Origin of the sequence: Pseudomonas oryzihabitans NBRC 102199 (assembly GCF_000730625.1) — a bacterium.
Lineage (GTDB): Bacteria > Pseudomonadota > Gammaproteobacteria > Pseudomonadales > Pseudomonadaceae > Chryseomonas > Chryseomonas oryzihabitans.
Map to the genome: position 1 here is coordinate 481,586 of NZ_BBIT01000002.1, position 20,773 is coordinate 502,358.

The 20,773-nt window shown below is 69.0% G+C and carries 16 protein-coding genes and 1 pseudogene; 9 read left to right on the top strand and 8 right to left on the bottom strand.

What is annotated here, in order from left to right; all coding sequences use genetic code 11:
- Window positions 1-376 precede the first annotated feature (376 nt).
- Window positions 377-1,693 carry an APC family permease gene (locus tag POR01S_RS03675; RefSeq protein WP_042133838.1) on the top strand — a complete coding sequence of 439 codons (1,317 nt, stop codon included), beginning with the start codon at window positions 377-379 and terminating at the stop codon, window positions 1,691-1,693.
- Here POR01S_RS03675 and POR01S_RS03680 read toward each other — a convergent pair.
- Window positions 1,690-4,776 (bottom strand): hybrid sensor histidine kinase/response regulator, encoded by a 3,087-nt coding sequence (locus POR01S_RS03680; protein ID WP_042133839.1) that lies wholly within the window; start codon window positions 4,774-4,776, stop codon window positions 1,690-1,692. The genes POR01S_RS03675 and POR01S_RS03680 overlap by 4 nt on opposite strands.
- Window positions 4,777-5,004: 228 nt before the next feature.
- Between POR01S_RS03680 and POR01S_RS24210 the strand changes: the two are divergent.
- The 3 genes and pseudogenes from POR01S_RS24210 to POR01S_RS03690 form a co-directional block, all read left to right on the top strand.
- A pseudogene (locus POR01S_RS24210) lies at window positions 5,005-5,769 on the top strand (MCP four helix bundle domain-containing protein); the annotation flags it as partial.
- Between the two features lie 66 nt (window positions 5,770-5,835).
- Window positions 5,836-6,624, top strand: a complete 789-nt coding sequence (locus POR01S_RS24215; RefSeq protein ID WP_437123800.1) for a methyl-accepting chemotaxis protein — start codon at window positions 5,836-5,838, stop codon at window positions 6,622-6,624.
- 154 nt (window positions 6,625-6,778) lie between these two features.
- Window positions 6,779-7,087, top strand: a complete 309-nt coding sequence (locus POR01S_RS03690; RefSeq protein ID WP_007158568.1) for a hypothetical protein — start codon at window positions 6,779-6,781, stop codon at window positions 7,085-7,087.
- On the opposite strand, the gene POR01S_RS03695 is transcribed toward POR01S_RS03690, so the two are convergent.
- Window positions 7,084-8,004, bottom strand: a complete 921-nt coding sequence (locus tag POR01S_RS03695) for a GGDEF domain-containing protein (protein WP_042133842.1) — start codon at window positions 8,002-8,004, stop codon at window positions 7,084-7,086. The genes POR01S_RS03690 and POR01S_RS03695 overlap by 4 nt on opposite strands.
- Window positions 8,005-8,273: 269 nt before the next feature.
- Between POR01S_RS03695 and POR01S_RS03700 the strand changes: the two genes are divergently transcribed.
- The 3 genes from POR01S_RS03700 (at window position 8,274) to POR01S_RS03710 (ending at window position 11,423) form a co-directional block, all read left to right on the top strand.
- Window positions 8,274-9,746: an iron-containing redox enzyme family protein gene (locus POR01S_RS03700; protein ID WP_042133844.1), complete on the top strand. Its 1,473-nt coding sequence runs from the start codon at window positions 8,274-8,276 to the stop codon at window positions 9,744-9,746.
- Between the two features lie 71 nt (window positions 9,747-9,817).
- Window positions 9,818-10,780 (top strand): methyltransferase, encoded by a 963-nt coding sequence (locus POR01S_RS03705; protein WP_042133846.1) that lies wholly within the window; start codon window positions 9,818-9,820, stop codon window positions 10,778-10,780.
- 64 nt (window positions 10,781-10,844) lie between these two features.
- Window positions 10,845-11,423, top strand: coding sequence for a glutathione S-transferase family protein (locus POR01S_RS03710; RefSeq protein ID WP_042133848.1), 579 nt, complete (start codon window positions 10,845-10,847; stop codon window positions 11,421-11,423).
- A 40-nt stretch (window positions 11,424-11,463) separates the two neighbouring features.
- Here the strand turns inward: POR01S_RS03710 and POR01S_RS03715 are convergent, their stop codons facing one another.
- From POR01S_RS03715 to POR01S_RS03735, 5 genes are read right to left on the bottom strand one after another with little or no spacing between them, the layout of a single operon-like run.
- The gene (locus tag POR01S_RS03715) at window positions 11,464-12,528 is read right to left on the bottom strand and encodes a 2,3-butanediol dehydrogenase (RefSeq protein ID WP_042133851.1); all 1,065 of its coding nucleotides are present in this window, start codon (window positions 12,526-12,528) and stop codon (window positions 11,464-11,466) included.
- A gap of 12 nt (window positions 12,529-12,540) precedes the next feature.
- Window positions 12,541-13,662: an acetoin dehydrogenase dihydrolipoyllysine-residue acetyltransferase subunit gene (locus tag POR01S_RS03720; RefSeq protein WP_042133852.1), complete on the bottom strand. Its 1,122-nt coding sequence runs from the start codon at window positions 13,660-13,662 to the stop codon at window positions 12,541-12,543.
- Window positions 13,659-14,678, bottom strand: coding sequence for an alpha-ketoacid dehydrogenase subunit beta (locus POR01S_RS03725; protein WP_042133854.1), 1,020 nt, complete (start codon window positions 14,676-14,678; stop codon window positions 13,659-13,661). Before POR01S_RS03725 ends, POR01S_RS03720 begins: the two co-directional genes overlap by 4 nt.
- Window positions 14,679-14,703: 25 nt before the next feature.
- Window positions 14,704-15,681, bottom strand: a complete 978-nt coding sequence (locus POR01S_RS03730; RefSeq protein ID WP_042133856.1) for a thiamine pyrophosphate-dependent dehydrogenase E1 component subunit alpha — start codon at window positions 15,679-15,681, stop codon at window positions 14,704-14,706.
- 1 nt (window position 15,682) lies between these two features.
- Window positions 15,683-16,732, bottom strand: coding sequence for an ATP-NAD kinase family protein (locus POR01S_RS03735; RefSeq protein WP_042133857.1), 1,050 nt, complete (start codon window positions 16,730-16,732; stop codon window positions 15,683-15,685).
- 365 nt (window positions 16,733-17,097) lie between these two features.
- Here POR01S_RS03735 and POR01S_RS03740 point away from each other — a divergent pair, with 365 nt between their 5' ends.
- A complete protein-coding gene (locus POR01S_RS03740; protein ID WP_042133859.1) occupies window positions 17,098-18,981 on the top strand; it encodes a sigma-54-dependent Fis family transcriptional regulator in 1,884 nt (627 codons plus the stop codon).
- Between the two features lie 172 nt (window positions 18,982-19,153).
- On the top strand, window positions 19,154-20,125 hold the full coding sequence (locus tag POR01S_RS03745) for an SDR family NAD(P)-dependent oxidoreductase (RefSeq protein ID WP_042133860.1): 972 nt from the start codon (window positions 19,154-19,156) through the stop codon (window positions 20,123-20,125).
- 16 nt (window positions 20,126-20,141) lie between these two features.
- Here the strand turns inward: POR01S_RS03745 and POR01S_RS03750 are convergent, their stop codons facing one another.
- Entirely contained in the window at window positions 20,142-20,594 is a 453-nt protein-coding gene (locus tag POR01S_RS03750; RefSeq protein WP_042133862.1) for a type 1 periplasmic-binding domain-containing protein, read from the bottom strand.
- Between the last annotated feature and the right edge of the window lie 179 nt (window positions 20,595-20,773).

Consider the following 20,773-nt stretch of genomic DNA (forward strand, 5'->3'; position numbering starts at 1 on the left):
GGGAAGGGATCTTCAGGGTCGTTCGACCGCAAAAAGTCGGAGAGTGTGGCAAGGGCCCGCGAGGGCGAAAAGGCCCTGCCGCTGATCGGCAAACCCGGCGGATCGGTGGCTTGCCGGTGGCCGGGCAAAACCGCTGCATGCCAGCGAAACGGTGCGCTCGCGCGGGCTCCCGGGCTAGACGAGGGCAAGCGCAGCGGCGGCTGGCCGGCAGCCGGGGCCCAGGATCGCGCTGTGCCCGCGCGCCTGACCGTCCGGCCCGGGGGACGAACGGTCAGGGGCTGGAACCCGGTCGGCGCGCGGGCTCTCTACGGTTGCACGCGACGGGTCCGGCAAGGGCCCGCGTCCGTCTCTTCGACCGCTCCAGGAGCACCACGCCATGGCCACGGAATCTTCCCCCGCAACCACCACGCTCAAACGCGCCATCACCCTGCCCATGCTGCTGTTCTTCATTCTCGGCGACGTGCTGGGCGCGGGTGTCTATGCCCTGGCGGGGACGATCGCCGGGCGGGTCGGCGGTGCCATCTGGGCGCCGCTGCTGATCGCCTTGCTGTTCGCCCTGCTGACCGCCGCCTCCTATGCGGAGCTGGTCACCAAGTACCCGAGGGCGGGCGGCGCGGCGGTCTTTGCCGAACGCGCCTTCGGCCGGCCCTGGCTGTCCTTTCTGGTGGGTTTCTCGATGCTGGCCGCTGGCGTCACCAGTGCCGCGGGGCTGGCGGTGGCCTTTGCCGGTGGCTATCTGCAGGCGCTGGTGCCCTGGCCGGCCGGCTGGGTCTGCCCGGCCTTCCTGGTGCTCATCGGCCTGCTCAATGCCCGCGGCATCAAGGAATCGCTGTCGGTCAACCTGGTGATGACCCTGGTCGAGTTGTCGGGCCTGGTGATCGTCATCGTGGCGGCGGCCTGGTTCGTCGCCCAGGGGCAGGGTGAGCCCGCGCGGCTGCTGGAGGTGGATGCGCCCTCGGCCACGGTGGCCATTCTCAGCGCCTCGCTGCTGGCCTTCTATTCCTTCGTTGGCTTCGAGACCTCGGCCAACCTGGCCGAGGAGGTGCGCGATGTCAGCCGCGTCTATCCGCGGGCGCTGTTTGGCGCCCTGGTCATCGCCGGCATCGTCTACATGCTGGTGGGGGCGGGCGCCGCGCTGGTGCTGCCGGTGGCGCAGCTCAAGGCCTCGGGCGCGCCGCTGATGGACGTCCTCGGCGCCTCGGGGCTGGGCGTGCCGACCCGGCTATTTGCCGTCATCGCCCTGATCGCGGTAGCCAATGGCGCGCTGCTGACCATGATCATGGCCAGCCGCCTGGCCTACGGCATGGCCCGCCAGGGGCTGTTGCCGGCGGTGCTCGGTCGGGTGCTGCCGCGGCGACAGACCCCGGGGGTCGCCATCCTCGCCACCACCGCGGTGGCCATCGCCCTGACCTATACCAGCACCCTGGATGTGCTGGCCGAGACCGTGGTGCTCTTGCTCCTGGTGGTCTTCATCAGCACCAACCTGGCGGTGCTGGTGCTCAAGCGCGACCGGGTCGAACACGCGCATTTCCGCGTCCACTGGCTCTTTCCGGTGCTGGCCCTGGCCTCCTGTGCGCTGCTCCTGGCCCAGCAGGGCGCGGCGACCTGGTGGCGCGCCGCGCTGATGCTGCTGGTCGGCGCCGCGCTCTATGGGCTGACGCGGCTGGCCGGCGCGCGCCGGGTCACCGCCTAGCCGCCCACCAGCGCATAGAGGGTCTGCATGTCGGCCGGCTTGGTCAGGTGATGATCGAAGCCCGCCGCCAAGGCCTCGGCCTTGTCCTGGGCCTGACCCCAGCCGGTCATGGCGATCAGCTTGACGGCCTGCCCGGCCGGGATCTCGCGGATCGCCCGGGCCAGTTGGTGACCGGTCAGCCCCGGCATGCCGATGTCGGAGATGACGATGTCGGGGCCATAGCTCTGGAACAGCGTGAGCGCCGCCTGGCCGTCGTAGACGACCCGTACCTCGTGGCCATCCAGCTCCAGCAATTCGGCGATGGTGTCGGCGATGTCGGGGTTGTCGTCCGCCACCAGGATCCGCCGGGTGGCCAGCAGCGTTGGCTCCGCTGCGACGGGCTCGGCAATTGCCGCCGGAGGCGCCACGGTCAGCGGCAGGCTCACGGTGAAGCGGCTGCCCTGACCCAGGCCGGCGCTGGTCGCGGTGATGTCGCCACCCTGCAGCCGCGCCAGTTCGCGGGACAGCGCCAGGCCGATACCCAGGCCCGGCGAGCGTTCCGCCAGGCGCGGATCGATCTGGCCGAACATCTGGAAGAGATCGGTCAGGCGTTCGGGCGCGATGCCGATGCCGTTGTCGGCGATCTCCACCCGTACCTCGTCGTCGCCCGCCTGCACGGCGAGGGTGATGCGCCCACCCGCCGGTGTGTAGCGGGCGGCGTTGCCCAGCAGGTTGATGAAGATCTGCTCCAGGCGCAGCGTATCGGCGTACAGCCAGAGCGGCGCCTCGGGCAGTTGCAGCATGAAGCTCTGACCCTTGTCCTGCATCGGCGCCTGGGCTGCGTCGGCCGCCGCCTGGAGCACCGTCTGCAGGGTAACGAAGGCGTTGTGCAGGGTGATGCGCCCAAAGGTGATGCGTGAGATGTCCAGCAGGTCATTGAGCAGGGCGCCCATGCGTTCCACCTGCCGCTCGATGGTCTGGCAACTGCGCTGTTGCTGTTCGAGCGAGGCCTGGGGCGCGGCGATCAGCGCCGCCGCATGGCGGATGGGCGCCAGGGGATTGCGCAGCTCATGGGCCAGCACGGCGAGGAATTCATCCTTTTGCCGATCATTGTCGCGCAGCTGCTGTTCCTGGCGCTTGCGCTCTGTGATGTCGAGAAACCAGACCGCCACGTTGCCGTCGAAGGGCGTGGCGCTGATCTGCAGCCAGCGGCTGGTGCCACTGGCATCGGCGCCCTGTAGTTCGACGGACCAGGCCGCCTCGTCGGCCTGGTGCTCACCACAGGCCTGCAGGATGCGCGGACCGGCCCAGGGCAGGCTGGGATGCGCGGCGCTGCCGTCGTGGCCCAGGGTGGCGGCGCCGATGGGGTTGAGATAGTCCCAGACGAAGCCGCCTTCGGCAGCGGGCACGGCGATGCCAAAGGACACCTGCGAGCTCTCCAGCGCCACTCGCAGACGGCGTTGCGAGTGCAGCGCGGCCTCCTGAATGCGGGCGCGATCGATCACCAGCGCCGCCTTGGAGGCGCACAGATCGGCCAGGCGCTGCTGGCGCGGCGTGGGTTCCCCGGCCTCCGGCAGGTGCACGGTGAGCGCGCCGAGGGTGCCGTGCAGGGTACTGCGCAAGGGCACGGCATGCAGGGCGGCAAAGCCCAGGCGGCGGCCAAGCGTGGCCAGGGCGGCGAACTCAGGCGCGGTCGCTAGCTCCGGTATCACCACGCGGGTACCGCTGCGCAGGGCGGCGGCACAGGCGCTGTCTGCGGGCTGCAGGGCGGCCAACTGGTCCTGCTCCTCGGCCGCGAAGCCCGGCGCGAAATACAGCTGCGGCGGCTTGCCGTCTTCCAGCAGCGAGACGCAGCCCAGGGACGTCTGATGAAAGTGGCAGAGGACCTCGAGGATCTCCTGCAACTGTTGCGACAGCGAGGGCAATTGCAGCAGGCGATGATTGAGCCGTTGCAGGACCTCCAGATCGGCGACCTGCAGCTGCAACTGTTCCTGACTCCGCTGCAGGCCCCGCAGGTAGTCGTCCCGCTCCTCTTCCAGCAGCCGGCGGGCGTCGGCTGCGGCCAGCAGGGCTTCGCCGACCTGGCGGATCTCCAGGACGTCACTGTCCGGCAGCACGGGTGGCTGGCGCTGGCCCAGCGCCTGGGCGGCGGCCTGCAGCGCCTGTACCGGCTGGCTGATGCGCCGCGACAGCAGCAGGGCCATCGCCCAGGCGAAAGCCACCGACAGCACCAGGCCACCGCCATAGAGGGCGAAGGAACGATTGGCGGCCGCGGTCACCTCTTCGGTGGGGATGGCGGTGGTCACGGTCCAGCCGGAATCGGGCAGGCGCACGAAGGCGGTATAGACCTGGCGGCCTTCGCGGGTACGGGCGGTGCCGACGCCTTCCTCACCCGGTTGCGTCAGGATCGCCGCCAGGCCTGGCAGGGCGGGCTCGCCCAGGCTTTCCTCATGCAGACTGGTACGGGCAATGCGCAGGCCATGGCGATCGAATACCGAGCCCACCCAGTCCTTGGGCAGGGCGCGGGCCAGACGCGCCGCGCGGATGCTTTCCGGTGTCATCACCGCGGTCAACACGAAGCTCAGCTGACCCTCACGCAACACCGGGACCCTAATCGGAAAGGCGAGCAGGCCGGAGGGGCCACGGCCCAGTTGCCCAACCACTGGCCGGCGCTGGGCGATCACCTCGGCGAAGCTGTCCGGCTCGGCGACAGGCCCCCCCGGCGCCCGTTTGAAGCTCGATATCCGTTTGATGACCTGCCCATCCGGTGTGGCGAGCAGCACCGAGCGCCATCCCGGCGCCAGCGGCAGGACCCGCTCGACCAGGGTGGCGAAGCCCTCCAGGTCGCCCGCCGCCAGCAGGGGCGACTCGGCCAGGGCCTGGAGGATGGTCACCGAACGGCGCAGTTCGCTCTCGATGGTGGTGGCGGCCTGGCGGCTGGATTCCAGCGCCCGCTGTTCAGCTTCATGCTGCTGGTGATGGACGAGCAGCCATAGCCCCAGCCCGGCAATCAGCGCCAGGGGCACGATCCCGGCGAAGGCGATGGCCAGCAGGCGGTTGCGCAGCGGGACCAGGTGCGCAGGGCGGGACTTGATAGGCGACATGGGCATTTCGATGGTGGAGAAGGCTCATTCTAGCCTGAGTTAGAGTGGTCCTTTGCCAGGCTTGAGCTCCCGTCGTCGGGCCGGTGTATATCGCTGCAGGCCGCGCCAGCTCTAGCCTGCAGCTTATCGAGGGGGTGCCGCTGATCGGCGATGGGTGGCTATTCAGTCAAGGGACGGTGACGCCGAACAGAAGGAGGTGAATCTGCCCTGTCTGCCCGGAGTCATTCCATGCGTACCCTGAGATTGTCGGCCCGTTCGGCCGTGTGTTTTGCCGCCGTCACCCTGTTGCTGCTGGTCCTGGCGGTCACCTCGGCCGTCGGCCTGAATTCGCTCTATAAAGCGGAGCAGGACGTCGAGACCAATTGGATGGCCAGCATCGCCCAGACCGCCAAGATGGATACCCTGGTGCTCCGTCTGCGCCTGGAGACCTTGCGCATGGTTGCCTCGGAGGACGACCAGATGAAGCAGACCGCCGCGGCGACCATCGCCCAGACGCGCGGCCAGCTGCAGAAGGAGGTGGCGGCCTATCAGGCCCTGGTCGCTTCGCCTGAGGAGCAGCGGTTGGCCGATGCCGTGTCCGCCGGCGTCAAGGCCTACGACGCCCGGCTCGACGAGATCGTTGCCATCGCCCGGACGCGTCCGGCCAGCGAAGGGACCGCCTACGTCAACGCCAACATCCGTCCGCTGACCAACGACCTGCAGGAGAAGATCGTCGCCCTGGGTGACTTCAACCAACGCGGCGCCAAGCAGGCGGGCGAGCTGGCCAACCAGACCTATAGCCGTAACCTCTGGCTGCTCGGGGTCATCTCCGCCGTGGCCGTGGTCCTCACCGTGGTGCTGGCCGTGCTCTATACCCGCAGCATCCTGCAGCCGCTGCGCCAGGTGCTGGCCATCAACAAGCGCATTGCCGAAGGCGATCTGCGGGTGTCGGTTGTGGCAGAGGGTCGCGACGAGATGGCCGACCTGATGCGGGCCACGGTGCAGATGCAGCAGACCCTGCGCGACACCGTCAGCCACATCGGCGAAGCCTCGACCCAGCTGGCGTCCGCCGCCGAAGAGATGAATGCCGTGACCGAAGAAGCCAGCCGTGGCCTGCAACGCCAGAACGGCGAGGTGGAACAGGCTGCCGCGGCGGTCAACGAGATGACCGCCGCCGTGGAGGAGGTGGCGCGTAACGCCGCCTCGGCCTCGACCTCGGCGCAGCAATCCGAGCGCTCCACCGGCCTGGGCGCGGCCCGCGTCACCGAGACCGTCAATGCCATCAACTCCCTGACCAGCACCGTGTCCCACACCAGCGAGCAGATCGTCGCTCTGGCCGGACAGGCGCAAGGCATCGCCACCGTGGTCGATGTCATCCGTGGCATCGCCGAGCAGACCAACCTGCTGGCGCTGAACGCCGCCATCGAAGCCGCCCGGGCCGGTGAACAGGGTCGCGGCTTCGCCGTGGTCGCCGACGAGGTGCGCGCCCTGGCCCACCGAACCCAGGAATCCACCCGCGAGATCGAGCAGATGATCGGCGGCATCCAGAGCGGTTCGGAAGGCGCCGTGCAGGCCATGCAACGCAGCCGCGACGAGGCCACCGCCACCCTGAAGATCGCCCACGAAGCCGGTGCCGCCCTGGAGGAGATCGCCCGCTCCATCACCGAGATCAACGAGCGCAATTTCCTCATCGCCACGGCTTCGGAAGAGCAGGCCCAGGTCGCCCGATCGGTGGACCAGAATCTGGTCAGCATCCGCGATCTGTCGATCCAGACCTCGGCCGGTGCCCACCAGACCGCCGCGGCCGCCCATGAGGTCTCGCGCCTGGCGGTGGACATGAATCGCCTGGTCGGTCGCTTCTCGGTCTGATCCAGCTGAACGCCTGGAAAGGCCCTGCCGAGAGCCCCTCGGCAGGGCCTTTGCGTTGCCAGCCTACCGGCAGGCAGGCATGGCAGGACCAGCGGCCGGGAACCGGTCAGGGGTGCCAGGGGGTCTGCAGCGAAAGATCCCAGGAGAAACGGCCATGTACCTCATCCAGTTGCTGCTACCCCTGAACGACAACGACGGCCAGCGCCTGCCCGGGGCGCTGTTCCAGGAGGTCCGTGAGGAACTGGTGGCGCGCTTCGGCGGGCTGACCGCCTTCAGCCGGGCGCCGGTGGAGGGCCTGTGCCAGGACGAGGCGGAGCGCGTCGAGGACGACGAGCTGCTGGTCTACGAGGTCATGACCGAAGCCCTGGACAGGGCCTGGTGGGCGGACTATCGGCGCCGGCTGGAAACGGCCTTTCGCCAGCGCGAGATCCTGATCCGCGCTCAGCCGACCGAACGCCTCTAGGCCTCGGCCAGCACCACCCGCGCCCGGCCGGCGCGCTTGGCCTGGTACAGGGCGCCGTCGGCGCGGCGGATCAGTTCATGGACATTGAGGCTGCCATCGGTGCAATGGGCGATGCCGATGGAGGAGGTGGTCTGGAGGCTGATGCCCTGCAGCTGCCAGGGTCGCTGCAGGGCACTGCACAGGCGCTCGGCCAGGGCCAGGGCCGCATCGGCGGAGGTCTCGCGCAGGAAGACGATGAATTCATCGCCGCCGATCCGGCCGAGCAGATCCCCGGCCCGCAGGCAGGCGCTGACCCGGGCGACGAAGGCCACCAGCAGCAGATCGCCGAATTCGTGGCCGAATTCGTCATTGATGGCCTTGAAGCGGTCGAGGTCCAGATAGAACAGGGCGCAGGGCAGGTGGCCAGCAGCGCCAGCCCGGTAATGGGCGATCTGGTCGAGGATGCTGCGGCGGTTGGCGATGCCGGTCAGGGCGTCCAGGTAGGCCAGTGACCGGAAGCGCCTTTCGCTTTCCTGCAAGGCGGTCTCGGCCAGTTTGCGTTCGGTGACGTTGCGACTGACGATGGTCAGCAGCCGCCGTCCACCCTGGGCATCGAAGTGCGGGGTCTTGACCACTTCCCAGGTGTTGATGCGGCCGTCCGGGCCCAGGAAGGACTTTTCGATCTGGGTGGGCGCGCCGTTCTGCCAGGCCTGCTCGTCGGTGTCGATGTTGTAGCGGAAGGCCTCGGCATGGGTCGGAAACAGCTCGATCAACTCGACATCGGTGATGCCCACATAGTCGAAGCCGACCATGGCATAGGCTTCGAGCACGATGCGATTGACGAATAGCCAGCGCCCCTGGCCGTCCTTGGCGACGATGAACTCCTGGATCGAATCGAGGAGGGTGCGCAGATCGACGTCGGAATCGGCGGGGGACATGGGCAGGGCCTGGCGGTCGCATGGGTTTCCAGGCTATCGGCCTGTCAGGGTGGGAAATGAGGTCCCTCGTCGGGTCACCCGTCGCCTGGCCAGGAAGGTGGCAACAGGCGAAGCGGCGCGGACCGGCCGCCGACGAACGGCAGTGTTCCCGAGCCTGCGCCTTTGACGGCCACAAGCGAGGCGGCACGCTACAGCGCGGGTTCGGTCAGGAACCTAGGTCTCTCCCATGGGCCGAACGAGGTATTCATCAGCTGCCAGATGTGCCCCTCATGCAGACCACGACAAGAGCCGTTACCGGCCAGCACGCCGCCTCGAACTCGGTCACTCTCGAACCCGCCAAGGCGCTCTACCAGGCGTTGCTGGTAGACCACCCGGGTACCCAGGCGCAGGAGCGGGCCCGTTTCTTTCTCGACGACCAGCTGCAGGCGGTAGCCGGCATGACCGCCGACCTGCCGGAAGACTCCGACGGCCTGGAGGCCTGGGTGCTGGAGAACAACGCCCGGGTCGGCGCCCAGTACCGCGACTACCTGGCCGCACGCAAGGCCGGGGCGCCGCGCCGCTATTTCGGCAGCAAGGCCCATGCGCTGTATTTCCTGCGCGGCGTGGCGCCGACCAAACTGGTGGATGGCGCCTGGCTCTATGGCACCCTGGCCCACTGGGACGACCTGCGCTATCGCGCCGCCATCCAGATCTACCTCGAAGAACTGGGCGACGGCCAACCGGACAAGAATCACGTGGTGCTCTATCGCAAGCTGCTGGCCAGCCACGGCTGCGAGGACTTCGCCGACCTGAGCGACGACCACTATGCGCAGGGCGCCATCCAGCTGGCCCTGGCCCATAACGCCGATCACTACCTGCCCGAGGTGCTGGGTTTCAACCTGGGCTACGAGCAACTGCCGCTGCACCTGTTGATCACCTCTTACGAGCTCAACGAGCTGGGCATCGACCCCTATTACTTCACCTTGCACGTGACCGTCGACAACGCCGGCACCGGCCATGCGCGCAAGGCCCTGCAGGCGGTGCACGACGCCATGCCCGCCGAGGGCCGCGAGGCCTTCTACCAGCGCGTGGTGCAGGGTTATCTGCTCAACGAACTGGGCGCCAGCACCACCTCGGTGATCGCCGGCTTCGACCTGGAGCAGGCGGTGATCGAGGTGCTGGCGGAAAAGAGCAGCGTCGGCCGCTATGTGCATTCCGACTATTGCCGCATCGGCGGACGCAGCGTCAGCGACTGGCTATACGATCCGTCGCAGATTCCGGACTTCCTCCAGGTGATGCAGGAACAGGGCTGGATCAAGCGCCACGAGGACCCCACCAACAGCCGCTTCTGGCGGCTGATCCAGGGCGAACGCGCGGAGATGTTCGGCGTCTTCACCGCCTACGAGCAGCAACTGATCCACGACTGGATCGCCGGCGATTTCGTGCACAACGGCGCCCGCAAGCAGGCCACTGGCGAGCGGGTGGCGGTGCTGCCGCGCCGCGGGGTGAGCTTTCGCGCCCGCCAGCGCCAGCAGGAACGCCTGTGCCCGGCGCTGGAAGCGGAGCAGGGCGGGGCGGCCAATGCGAGCAGGGCCCAGAGCAGCGATTTCGACAGCGAGGAGGCCGCACTGGAGCAACGGCTGGCGAGCCAACCCAGTCGCGCCGCCGCCATGGCGCTGCTGGTGGAGCAGCTGTCGCCGGCGCGCCATCACAGCCGCGCCGGCCTGCTGGCGACGCGGCTGTTCGTCTCGCTGTTGGGCTGACGCCCAGGCCAGGACCCGCGAGGGTCCTTTTTTCATTTCGATTGCCACCTAAGGACCTGCCCGTGACGGCCATGGAATACCCCGAACACCCCGCGACGACCCCGGACCCGACCAAGGCGCTGGAGCTACTGGTCGAGACGCTGCGTGCAGCCGACTATCACTTCATCACCCCGACCCCGGCCTCTCACGCCCGGGTCAATGCCCGACCCGGCAATGCCTGGGCGCGGGATCTGCAAGGCGTCTTCGGCTGGAGCCGGCCGTTTTCCCGCGAGGTGCTGCCGGAGTCCCTCATCGACGCCCTGGCCGCGGCCGAGCTGCTGACCCCGGTGCCCGGCGGCTGGCGCAGTCGGGTGCGGGTATCGAGCCTGGGCGATCAGCTGTTCGTGCATTCCGCCTATCCCACCGAAGAAGCCGATGCGGTGTTCTTCGGCCCCGATACCTATCGCTATGCCAATGCCCTGGAAGCCCAGTTGCGCTTCGAGACCGGCACCATCCGCCGGGCGGTGGACATCGGCAGTGGCGCCGGTCCCGGTGCCATCCTGGTCGCCCTGGCGCGGCCCGATGCCGAGGTGCTCGCGGTGGACATCAACCAGCGCGCCTTGGCACTGACCCGGGTCAATGCCGCGCTGGCCGGAGCCGGCAATCTGCAAGCGTGCTACAGCAATCTGCTCAAGGACGTGGACGGAGACTTCGACTTCATCCTGTCCAATCCGCCCTATCTGGTCGATCCGGGCGAGCGCGCCTATCGTCATGGCGGCGGCCCGCTGGGCGCTGGCCTGTCGCTGGCCATCCTCGACACGGCGCTGGAGCGCCTGGCCCCGGGTGGCACCCTGCTGCTCTATACCGGCGTCGCCATGGTCGAGGGGCGCGATCCCTTCCTGGAAGAGGTCCGCACCCGCCTGGCCGACCTGGACGTGGCCTGGCGCTATCGCGAACTGGACCCGGATGTCTTCGGTGAAGAACTGGAGAGCGGCGTCTATGCCCATACCGATCGCATCGCCGCCGTGGTCCTAACGGTGACCCGACCGCACTGAGGGCGTACACCAGCGGCTACACTGGCGGGGCGCCCTCATCACCCGCCGTGTCCCGGAGTCCGCCATGCAACTGCTGCTGAACCAGACCTCGCCCTATGCCCGCGCTGCGCGCGTCACCGCCCTCGAAGCCGGCTTCGGCGCGCGACTGACACTGGTGTGGAGCGATCCCTGGAACGACGATCCGACCTTGCTGGCAGCCAACCCGGGCAACAAGGTCCCGGCCCTGATCACCGACGAGGGCCTTGCCCTCAGCGAGACCCTGCTGATCTGTGTCCATCTGCACCAGTTGGGTGGCGGCAGTCCGCTCGCGGCCGAACGGCTGCAATTGGCCGGCCTGGGCCAGGGCCTGATCGACGCCGCCTTCGGCACGGTGATCGCCCGCAAGCATGGCGGTGCGGCCCAGGATGACTCGGTGCTGGGTGCCCGCCGACTGGCGGCCATCGACCGGCTGCTGGCGCGCTTGGCGGAGACGTCCACGCTGGAGGCACAGGACCTCGATTTCAGCCACTACCTGGTGGCCGTCGGCCTGGACTACCTGAGCTTTCGCCTGCCGGAGATCGACTGGTCCGCGCACGGACGGCTGGTGGCCTTCCACCAGCGCCTCACCGCACGCCCGAGCTTTAGCGCGACGACCTTCCAGTAGGGCGAGAAAAACCCCACGCGGCCGGCCGCGTGGGAAAGCCCTACAACTCGATCAGGATCTTCAACTGGGTCCCGGCCTTGTCCAGCAAGGCCTCGAAGCCCTGTTCCACCACGTCGTCCAGGGCGATATGGCGGGTCACCACCTTTTCCGCCGGCAGCTGGCCACTGGCGATCAGGGCCGCCACCTGGGGCCACATCAGTGTCGAGTAGCACCAGGAGCCGCGCAGGTCGACGTCCTTGTAGGTCAGGGTGAAGCCGTCCAGCGCTGGCGGCTTGCCCTGCATTCCCACCTGCACCACCACGCCCTGGCGGCGCACCGCTTCCAGGCACAGCCCCAGCGGCGCCTCGGCGCCGACGCATTCGAAGGCCACGTCCACGCCGACGCCACCGGCGGTGTGGGCGCGCACCTCGCGCAGCACGTCGGTGTTGCCGGGATTGAGGGTGATGAGGCCGTCCACCAGGCGCCGGGCCATCTCCAGGCGGTTGTCGTTGAGATCCACCAGGAAGATCCGGGTGGCCCCGGCGGCGCGCGCGGCCATGACCTGCAACTGGCCGATGGGCCCGGCACCGGCCACCAGCACGCTGTCGCCGGGTTTCACGCCGCCCCTGTGGGTGGCGTAGACGGTGACCGCCGTGGGTTCGATCAGCGCCGCGTGCGCGGTGCTGAGGTCGTCCGGCATGGGGATGGCGTTGTAGTCCTCCACCAGGGAGTACTCGGCCATGCCGCCCCAGGGATGGGACAGGCCGATGATCGCCAGCTGTTCGCTGAGCTGGTACTGGCCGCGGCGGCCGTAGTAGTCGTCCCGCGGCGAGACCATGGGCTGGATGGAGACCCGGTCACCGGGTTTCACCGCGGTCACCTGGCTGCCCACGGCTTCCACCACGCCCGAATACTCGTGGCCGAGGATCTGCGGCACCTGGCCGCCGGTGTAGCTGTGCGGCGCTGTAGGAATGAAGATGGGCCCGCCCAGGTATTCGTGCAGGTCGGTGCCGCAGATGCCGCAGAACTGGTTCCTGACCAGCACCTGGGTGGGGCCCGGCGCGCCGGGTGGCGGGACGTCTTCCACCCGGATGTCGCGGGCGGCATGGAAACGGGCTGCTTTCATGGCGAGGCTCCTCTAGCGTTCGCAACGGGGCAGAAAGGCCTGGATCAGGGCGTTGACCCGGTCGGCGGCTTCCATCTGCACCATATGGCCCTGGCCCTCCAGGATCTCGACCTGGACGGCCGCGGGCAGGCCATCGGCATGCTGGACCGGAATGATGGCGTCGGCCTTGCCCCAGATCAGCAGTGCGGGAATCTCGCCGCCCAGTACCTGGCGCAGCACCTGGGCCTGCTGGCCATTGGCGAAGAGGTTGCCCGCCAGCTGGTGCAGCGCCTGGTCCACGCCTTCCAGCCGCTTGTACTTCAGCAGGTCCTCCAGCAACGGCCGGGTGACCAGTCCCGGATCGCTGAACAACAGGCTGACCGGGCCCTTGAGCTGGTTGCGGCTGGTGGCGGCGACGAAGCCTGCGAGGTACTCGCCATTGATCTCCGCGCCGAGTCCGGCGCTGCCGATCAGCACCAGGCCGGCGACCCGCTGCGGCGCCACCTGCGCCAAGTGCAGCGCCACGGCGCCCCCCATGGAGTGGCCGACCAGCACGGCGCGGGGGATGTCCAGGTGGTCGAGCAGTGCCAGCACCGCGGCGCCCAGCTCGGCGAGGTCGCCCGTGGCCAGCGTCTTGCCGGACTGGCCATGGCCGGGCAGGTCCAGGGCGATCACCCGGCGCTCGGCGGCCAGGGCCTCGTGGTTGAACAGCCAGTTGTCCAGATCGCCGGAGAAACCGTGGATCAGCATCACGGGCAAGCCACCTTCACCGCGCTCCAGGTAGCGTAGCGGGCGACCATCGAGCTCGATGCGTTGGGCCTGGGGGCCGGCATCCGCGGCGTCTTCGCCACCGGGTACGAAGTCTTCCTGGAAGCGGGCGATCACGGCGTCGATCTCGGCCTCGCTGGCTTCGCCTTCCACCACGATGGCCAGCAGGGCGCCCACGGCGAGGGTCTCGTCCTCCCGCGCCAGGCAGCGGCGCAGGGTGCCGGAGAAGGGCGCCTCGACGCTGCTGCTGATCTTGTCGGTCTCGACGTCGAGCACCTCGTCGCCCTTGGTGATGGGGTCACCTTCGGCCTTGAGCCAGGCGTTGACCCGGCCCTCGCTCATGGACAGCCCCCACTTGGGCATGGTCAGGGTATGGATCTGGCTCATGCGGCCTGCCTCCCTTGGGTGATCTTGACCACGGCGCGCTCGATCTTGGCCGCGTCGGGGATATAGAGGTCTTCCAGGGCATCGGAGAAGGGCACCGGGGTGTGCGGCGCCGTCACCAGCTGCACCGGGGCGCGCAGGTCGTCGAAGGCCTGCTCGGCGAGCAGGGCGGCGATGTCGGTGGCCACCGAGCAGCGCGGATTGGCTTCGTCGATGACCACCGCGCGACCGGTCTTTTCCACGCTTTCCAGGATGCTGTCCCTATCCAGCGGGCTGGTGGTGCGCAGGTCCAGCACCTCGCAGGAGATGCCCTGGCGCGCCAGGTTGGCGGCGGCCTCCATGGCCAGGTGCACCATGCGGCCATAGGTGATGAGGCTGACGTCGTCGCCTTCGCGCAGGAAGCTGGCTTCGCCGAAGGGGATGGCATAGGACTCTTCCGGCACCTCGCCCTGCATGCCGTAGAGCAGCTTGTGCTCGCAGAAGATCACCGGGTCGTTGTCGCGGATGGCCTGGATCAGCAGGCCCTTGGCATCGTAGGGGGTGGCCGGGCAGACCACCTTGAGCCCGGGGATGTGGGTCCACCAGGAGGTGAGCATCTGCGAATGTTGGGCCGCGGCTCGCAGGCCGGCGCCGACCATGGTGCGCAGGACCAGCGGGGTGACCGCCTTGCCGCCGAACATGTAGCGGAATTTGGCCGCCTGGTTGAGGATCTGGTCCAGGCAGCAGCCGGCGAAGTCGACGAACATCAATTCGCATACCGGCCGGGTGCCGCGGGCGGCGGCCCCTACCGCCGCGCCGACGTAGCCGATCTCCGACAGCGGGGTGTCCAGCACCCGGCCGGGAAACTTGTGGTAGAGGCCCTTGGTGACCCCGAGCACGCCACCCCAGGCGTCCTGTTCGCCGGGCGCGCCGGCGCCGCCGGCGTTGTCCTCGCCCATGAGGAAGACGGTGGGGTCGCGGCGCATCTCCTGTTCCAGGGCTTCGTTGATGGCTTGCTGGTAGCTGATCTTTCTGGCCATGGTGGCGCTCCTTGTTGTTTTCCGATCAGGCGTAGGTGACGTAGACGTCGGTGAGCAGGTCTTCCGGGCCAGGCTTGGGATCGGCTTTGGCCTTGCGCACGGCGTCCTCGATGAGCTGCTCCACCTCCTGGTCGATGCTGTCGAGCAGGGCGGGTTGCAGCTGGCCGGAGCGCGTCACCCGCTCGCGGAATTGCATGAGGCAGTCGCGCTGTTCGCGGGCCTGCTTGACCTCGTTGGGATCGCGATAGGTCTGGGCGTCGCCCTCGAAGTGGCCGAAGTAGCGGGTGAACTTCACCTCGATCAGCGAGGGGCCTTCGCCGGCCCGGGCGCGGGCCACGGCGGCCGCGGCGGCTTCGTGGACGGCGAAGAAGTCGAAGCCGTCCACCGTCACCCCGGGCATGCCGAAGCCGGCGGCGCGGTCGGCGATGTGGTCGCAGGCCACCGACCAGTTGGAGGCGGTGGCCTCGGCATAGCCGTTGTTCTCGGCGACGAAGATGCAGGGGAGATTCCACACCGAGGCCAGGTTCATGGCCTCGAACACCGCGCCCTCGTTGGAGCCGCCGTCACCGAAGAAGGCCACGGCCACGGCGTCGCTGCCCTTGAGCTTGGCCGCCAGGGCGGCGCCGGCGGCCAGGGGCGCGCCGGCGCCGACGATGCCATTGGCCCCGAGCATGCCCTTTTCCAGATCGGCGATGTGCATGGAGCCGCCCTTGCCCTGGCAGACCCCGGTCTTCTTGCCGTAGATCTCGGCCATCATGCCGTAGACGTCCACGCCCTTGGCGATGCAGTGGCCATGGCCCCGGTGGGTGGAGGCGATGCTGTCCTCGTGACCCAGGTGGGCCATGACGCCGGCGGCCGAGGCTTCCTCACCGGCATAGAGGTGGACGAAGCCGGGAATCTCGCCGGTGGCGAATTCCACGTGCAGCCGCTCCTCGAAGGCGCGGATGGTGCGCATCACCCGGTAGGCATGGCTCAGTTGGTCGACGCTTGGGGTCTCGCTCATCTTATTGTTCTCCAGGATTGCCGAGGGCCGACGCGGGCCGGCGGCGGACCAGCAGGCGCTGCTGCGCCGCCAGTTCCAGCACCCGCTCCACGTCGATGCTCAGGGGGCCGTCGAGGTCCAGCGTCACCTGCGGACGCGCCTCGGGGCCGAATTCGATTTCGCGCTCGCCATCCAGCGCCAGGGTGCCGGCGGCCAGCGACAGGGTGCGCGGCTCGCCCGGCAAGAGCAGGCCGCTGGCGGCGATACCGGCCTGGGCCAGCACGCCGGGGGCGAGGGGGACGGTCAGTTGCGCCGGCGCCTCGGGCTCCAGCCGCACCCAGCCGCCATGGGGGGCGCTGCGGGCGACCGGATGCCAGAGGCCGCAGAGGGCCGACAGGCCGATGGCCCAAGGCTCGGCGAAGGTGGTGAAGACCTCGGCCAGATCCTCCACCCGGGTCACCGCCCGGGCGCCGAGATAGGCCTGGCGACAGACCGCCACGTCCACCAGCGCCCAGTCACGGATGCCGCGCTCCGGCACCTCCACCCGCAGTCGCTTGTTGCGCCGCAGCGCCAGCGCCGGATCGACCCGACCACTCGCCACCAGGCCGCCGGCCAGGCCCGCGCTGGTGGCCTCGCGCAATTCGGGAAAGGCGTTGTTGGTGCCGGTGGAAAGGGTCAAGAGCGGCAGGTCGCCCACCTCGGCGGCCACCGCCTTGTGGGTGCCGTCGCCGCCGAGCACGGCGATCACCGCCGCGCCCTGGGCCAGCAACAGCCGCGCGGCGCGGCGGGTGTCGTCCACGGTCTGGGTCAGCGGCAGATTAAGAAACACCAGCTCCGGCCAGCGCTGCTCGCGGGCCTGGCGACTGCCGCTGGCCTTGAGCACGGCGGCGGCGATACCGGTCATGTCCGGCGGCAGGAGCACCCGCTCCACCCCGGTGGCACCAAAGGCCGCCAGCAGGCGCATCACCACCCCGGCCTTGTCGGTGCTGGAGGTTAGGGCGGCATTGCCGGTCAGCCGGCGCAGGTCGCGCCCCGAGGCGGGGTTGGGCAGGATGCCGACGGTTATGGGCATGGCTGACTCCCGAGGCCTGGACCGTCGGTCAGGGCAGCCGTGCGGCGATGCCGGGGTGCGCTCATGGGTCTGGCCCTCTTGTCGTTGTCTTGGGAGCGTCGCAGAGCCCTGAGCAAGGCGGGTGCCAGATCGCTATAGTTTCGCTGCAGGCCAGGCTGGGTGCGGCTTTGTGGGGGGATGGCAAGGTCCGGCGGGACGGGCGCTTTGCGCCGGGGCGTCTCAGGGCTGCGACGGCAGGGCGAGACGCTGAGACGATTCGTCTCACGGCGCGGCGGACTTGAAGGCCGGGGCCAGGGGGCGCTAAATGAAGGGCAGAACAATGACCGGCCTTCCATGCCATGACCGGAATTCAGGGAGAGACGCCCATGTTGTCTACCCAGGCCCGCTATCACGCCCGCGCCATCGACCAGGCCCTGCGTGCGCCCTTGCGCTCGGCCAGTCCGCCCGGGCGCATCCTCGATTCCTGGCGTCGTTCCTTCGAGCAGTATCAGCTCGACCCGGGCAGCCTGCGCGGTCCGCGCATCCTCTCGCGCTACGAATTGCGCCAGCACCAGCAGGCGGCGGAAGACTTCCTGCGCGTCGCCGACGGCGAACTGGGCGCCCTGCATGCGCGGGTCGAGGCGGCCGACTATTGCGTGCTGCTGGCCGACGCCCAGGGCCATACCCTGGATTACCGGGTCAGCGATCGGCTGGACGACGAATGCCGCCGCGCCGGGCTCTACCTGGGCACCTGCTGGTCCGAGCAGGAGGAGGGCACCTGCGGGGTCGCCGCGGTGCTCACCGACCGGGCGCCGGTGACGGTGCACAAGGCCGATCACTTCCGCGTGGCCTTTACCGGCCTGACCTGCACCGCCGCGCCGGTGTTCGCGCCGAGCGGCGAGTTGCTCGGGGTACTGGACGTCTCGGCGCCGCGTTCGCCGGACGACCGCCGCAGCCAGCTGCTGATCCAGCAGTTCACCCGCGACAGCGCCCAGCGCATCGAGAATGCCTACTTCATGCACAGCGCCCGGGGCGACTGGGTGCTCTGCGGCCATGCCCAGGCCAGCTATCTCGACACCCAGCCGGACTTGCTGCTGGCCTGGGATCAGAGCGGACGCCTGACCGGTCTGAATCGCCCAGCCCGGCAACTCTGCCTCGCTCAGCTGGGCTATCTGCCGCAGCGCCTGGACGAGCTCTTCGGTCGCGATGCCCCGGCGCGGTTGCAGGAGGACCATGGCGAACCCCTGCGGCTGGGCGATGCGCATTTCCACGCCCGGGTACGGGCGCCGCGTCAGCGTCTTGGGGTGGTGATCCCGCTGGTCCGCGAGCCGCGTGCGGCGGACCCCGAGGAGGAGCCGCGGGTCAGCCAGGCGCTCGCGACCGCCCTGCGGCTCTATCGCCATGGCCTGCCGATCCTGGTGACCGGCGAGACCGGCACCGGCAAGGAGGTCTTTGCCCGCGGCCTGCACCAGGGTGGCGATCGTGCCGGGCGGCCCTTCGTCGCCCTCAATTGCGCGGCGCTGCCGGAAAGCCTGATCGAGAGCGAATTGTTCGGCCATGCCGCGGGCGCCTTTACCGGCGCCCAGCGCCAGGGTCGCGATGGTCTGATCGTGGCGGCCGATGGCGGCACCCTGTTTCTCGACGAGATCGGCGACATGCCCCTGGCGCTGCAGACCCGGCTGCTGCGGGTGCTGGCCGAGGGCGAGGTACTGCCGGTGGGCAGCGCCCAGCCGCGGCGAGTGGATGTGCGGCTGGTCTGCGCCACCCACCGCGACCTCCAGGCGCAGGTCGCCGCCGGGCTGTTTCGCGAAGACCTGCTCTATCGCCTCAATGGTGCCGTCTTTCAGCTGCCGCCGCTGCGCGCGCGTGCCGACCGCCTGGCGCTGGCGCGGCGGCTGCTCGAAGAAGAGTGCGGCGAGCGTCCGGCGCCAGAGCTGGCGCCCCAGGTGCAGGAGGCCATCCTGGCCCATGACTGGCCGGGCAATGTGCGCGAATTGCGCAATGTGCTGCGCTACGCCTGCGCCCTGTGCGATGGCGCCCTTATCACCCTCGATCATCTGCCGGTCAGTCTGCGGATGGGTGACGCGCCGGCCGCCGAGCCGCCACCCGAGATCGACAGCCCCGAGCGGCGGGCGATCCTGGCGGCCCTTGTCCGCCATCGCTGGAAGGCGATTCCGACCGCCCGGGCGCTGGGGATGTCCCGGGCCACCCTCTACCGGCGGCTCAAGTTGCACGGCATCGCGATGCCGCATCGCCAGTCCGAGGACTGAGGCGTTCCGCCGAACGGTCATGGCCAGCAGGGGCTGCCCTGGCACGGTGGTTACCGCAGACAACCGAAACGGCGGGCGTCGGCAACGCTGGCCCCGGTCGTCTCGCTGCGGGACGTCAGCGCGGTCGCCGAGGAGTCACACCTCAGACACAGACCCTGAGGAAACCTCCCTGATGCGTACCCTGCCGCTGTTGCTTGCCCTGCCTGCCGCCCTGGCGCTGCTGAATCGCACCTCGTCCCGGCGTTCGCCGCAGATCGATCACCATCAGCTGAATGGCCGGACTATCGTCGTGACCGGCGCCTCCAGTGGCGTCGGCCGCGGCGTGGCCCTGGCGCTGGCCCGGCACGGTGCCAACCTGGTGCTGGCCGCGCGGAGGAGCGAGGCGCTGGAAGCCCTGGCGGTCGAGGTCCAGGCCTTGGGCGTGGCAGCCCTGGCAGTGCCCACCGATGTGGCCGACGTGGCGCAGATGACCGCCCTGGCCGAGCAGGCCGAGCAGCGCTTCGGCCGTATCGATGGCTGGATCAACAATGCCGGCGTGGTCGCGGTCGGGCGTTTCGAAGAGGTGCCCCTGGAAGACCACCTGCGCCTGCTGGATACCAATGTGAAGGGGGTGGTGATCGGCAGCCACCTGGCCCTGCAGCGCTTCCGTCGCCAGGGCTACGGCCGGCTGGTCAACGTCGCTTCGGTGGATGGCGAGATCCCCCACGCCTACCAGGCGTCCTACTCGGCATCCAAGGCCGCGGTGCTCAGTCTCGGCCGGGTGCTGCAGCAGGAATTGCGCCGTGGACGCCAGCCGAACATCCAGTTGTCGACGGTGCTGCCCTGGGCGCTGGATACGCCGATCTGGGGCCATGCCGCCACCTACACCGGCCACCGCGCCGACCTGCCCACCAAGGACTCGCCGGACAAGGCGGTGCAGGCCATCGTCGGCGCGCTGCTGCAGCCGCAAAAGGAGATCACCGTGGGCTACAAGGCCAAGCTGGCCTACTGGGGGCATCGCCTGGCGCCGGAGCTCAACGAGCGCTTCACCGCGGCCGCGGTCCAGCGCGCCGAGATCGACTGGAATCCGGCCAAGGCCGCCACCTCGGGCAATCTGCAGCAGCCCGATCAGGCGGGACGGACGATCAGGGGTTCGAATTTCTAAGGCATGGACGTCCCAGCTAGTGCCAAGACGCGCTATCTGCCCCGGTACGCGCTTCGGGACCGGTGATGGTCAGCGAGGGTAGCGCGCCAGGGTATAGGGCGGTCTGGAGTGTCTGGGCCAGGATGGCCCGGGTGCAGAGCAGGGCGGTCGGAGCAGCGCCTTGCAGGCGGATGGCGAGCTCGGCCCAGCACAGGATGGCTGCCGGATCGAGCTCCAGGCAGGGCAGCAGGGGCAACCCCTCCGCCAGCATGATCTGACTGTGAGCCTGCAAGTCGGCGATTGGCGGCTCCCCGGCGGTGACCAGCAGGATTCGCCGATGCCCGAGCACGATCAGCCGCTGGGTGGCCAGCGCGATGCACTGGCCGTGCGCCTCGGCGGAGCGGCAGTGGTCAAGGTCGTTAGCCAGCGCCAGCCTTTGCGATGGCGTGGCGAAAGGATCGAGCGGACGGATGGCGGGACGAGTATCCATGGATGGGCCTCTGCCACGGCGTGGTGGTCAAGAGGTCCAGCGTGCCGGTAGTGGATGGCAGCTTCGTGACAGCCTCGCATCCGTTGATGCCCCCGTGCCCAAGTGAACGGAGGGCACTTCCCGTCGGCGGACAGGTCCCGAGTAGAGGCCTTGCGTTCTCCACCGAGGCGGCTAGCCTG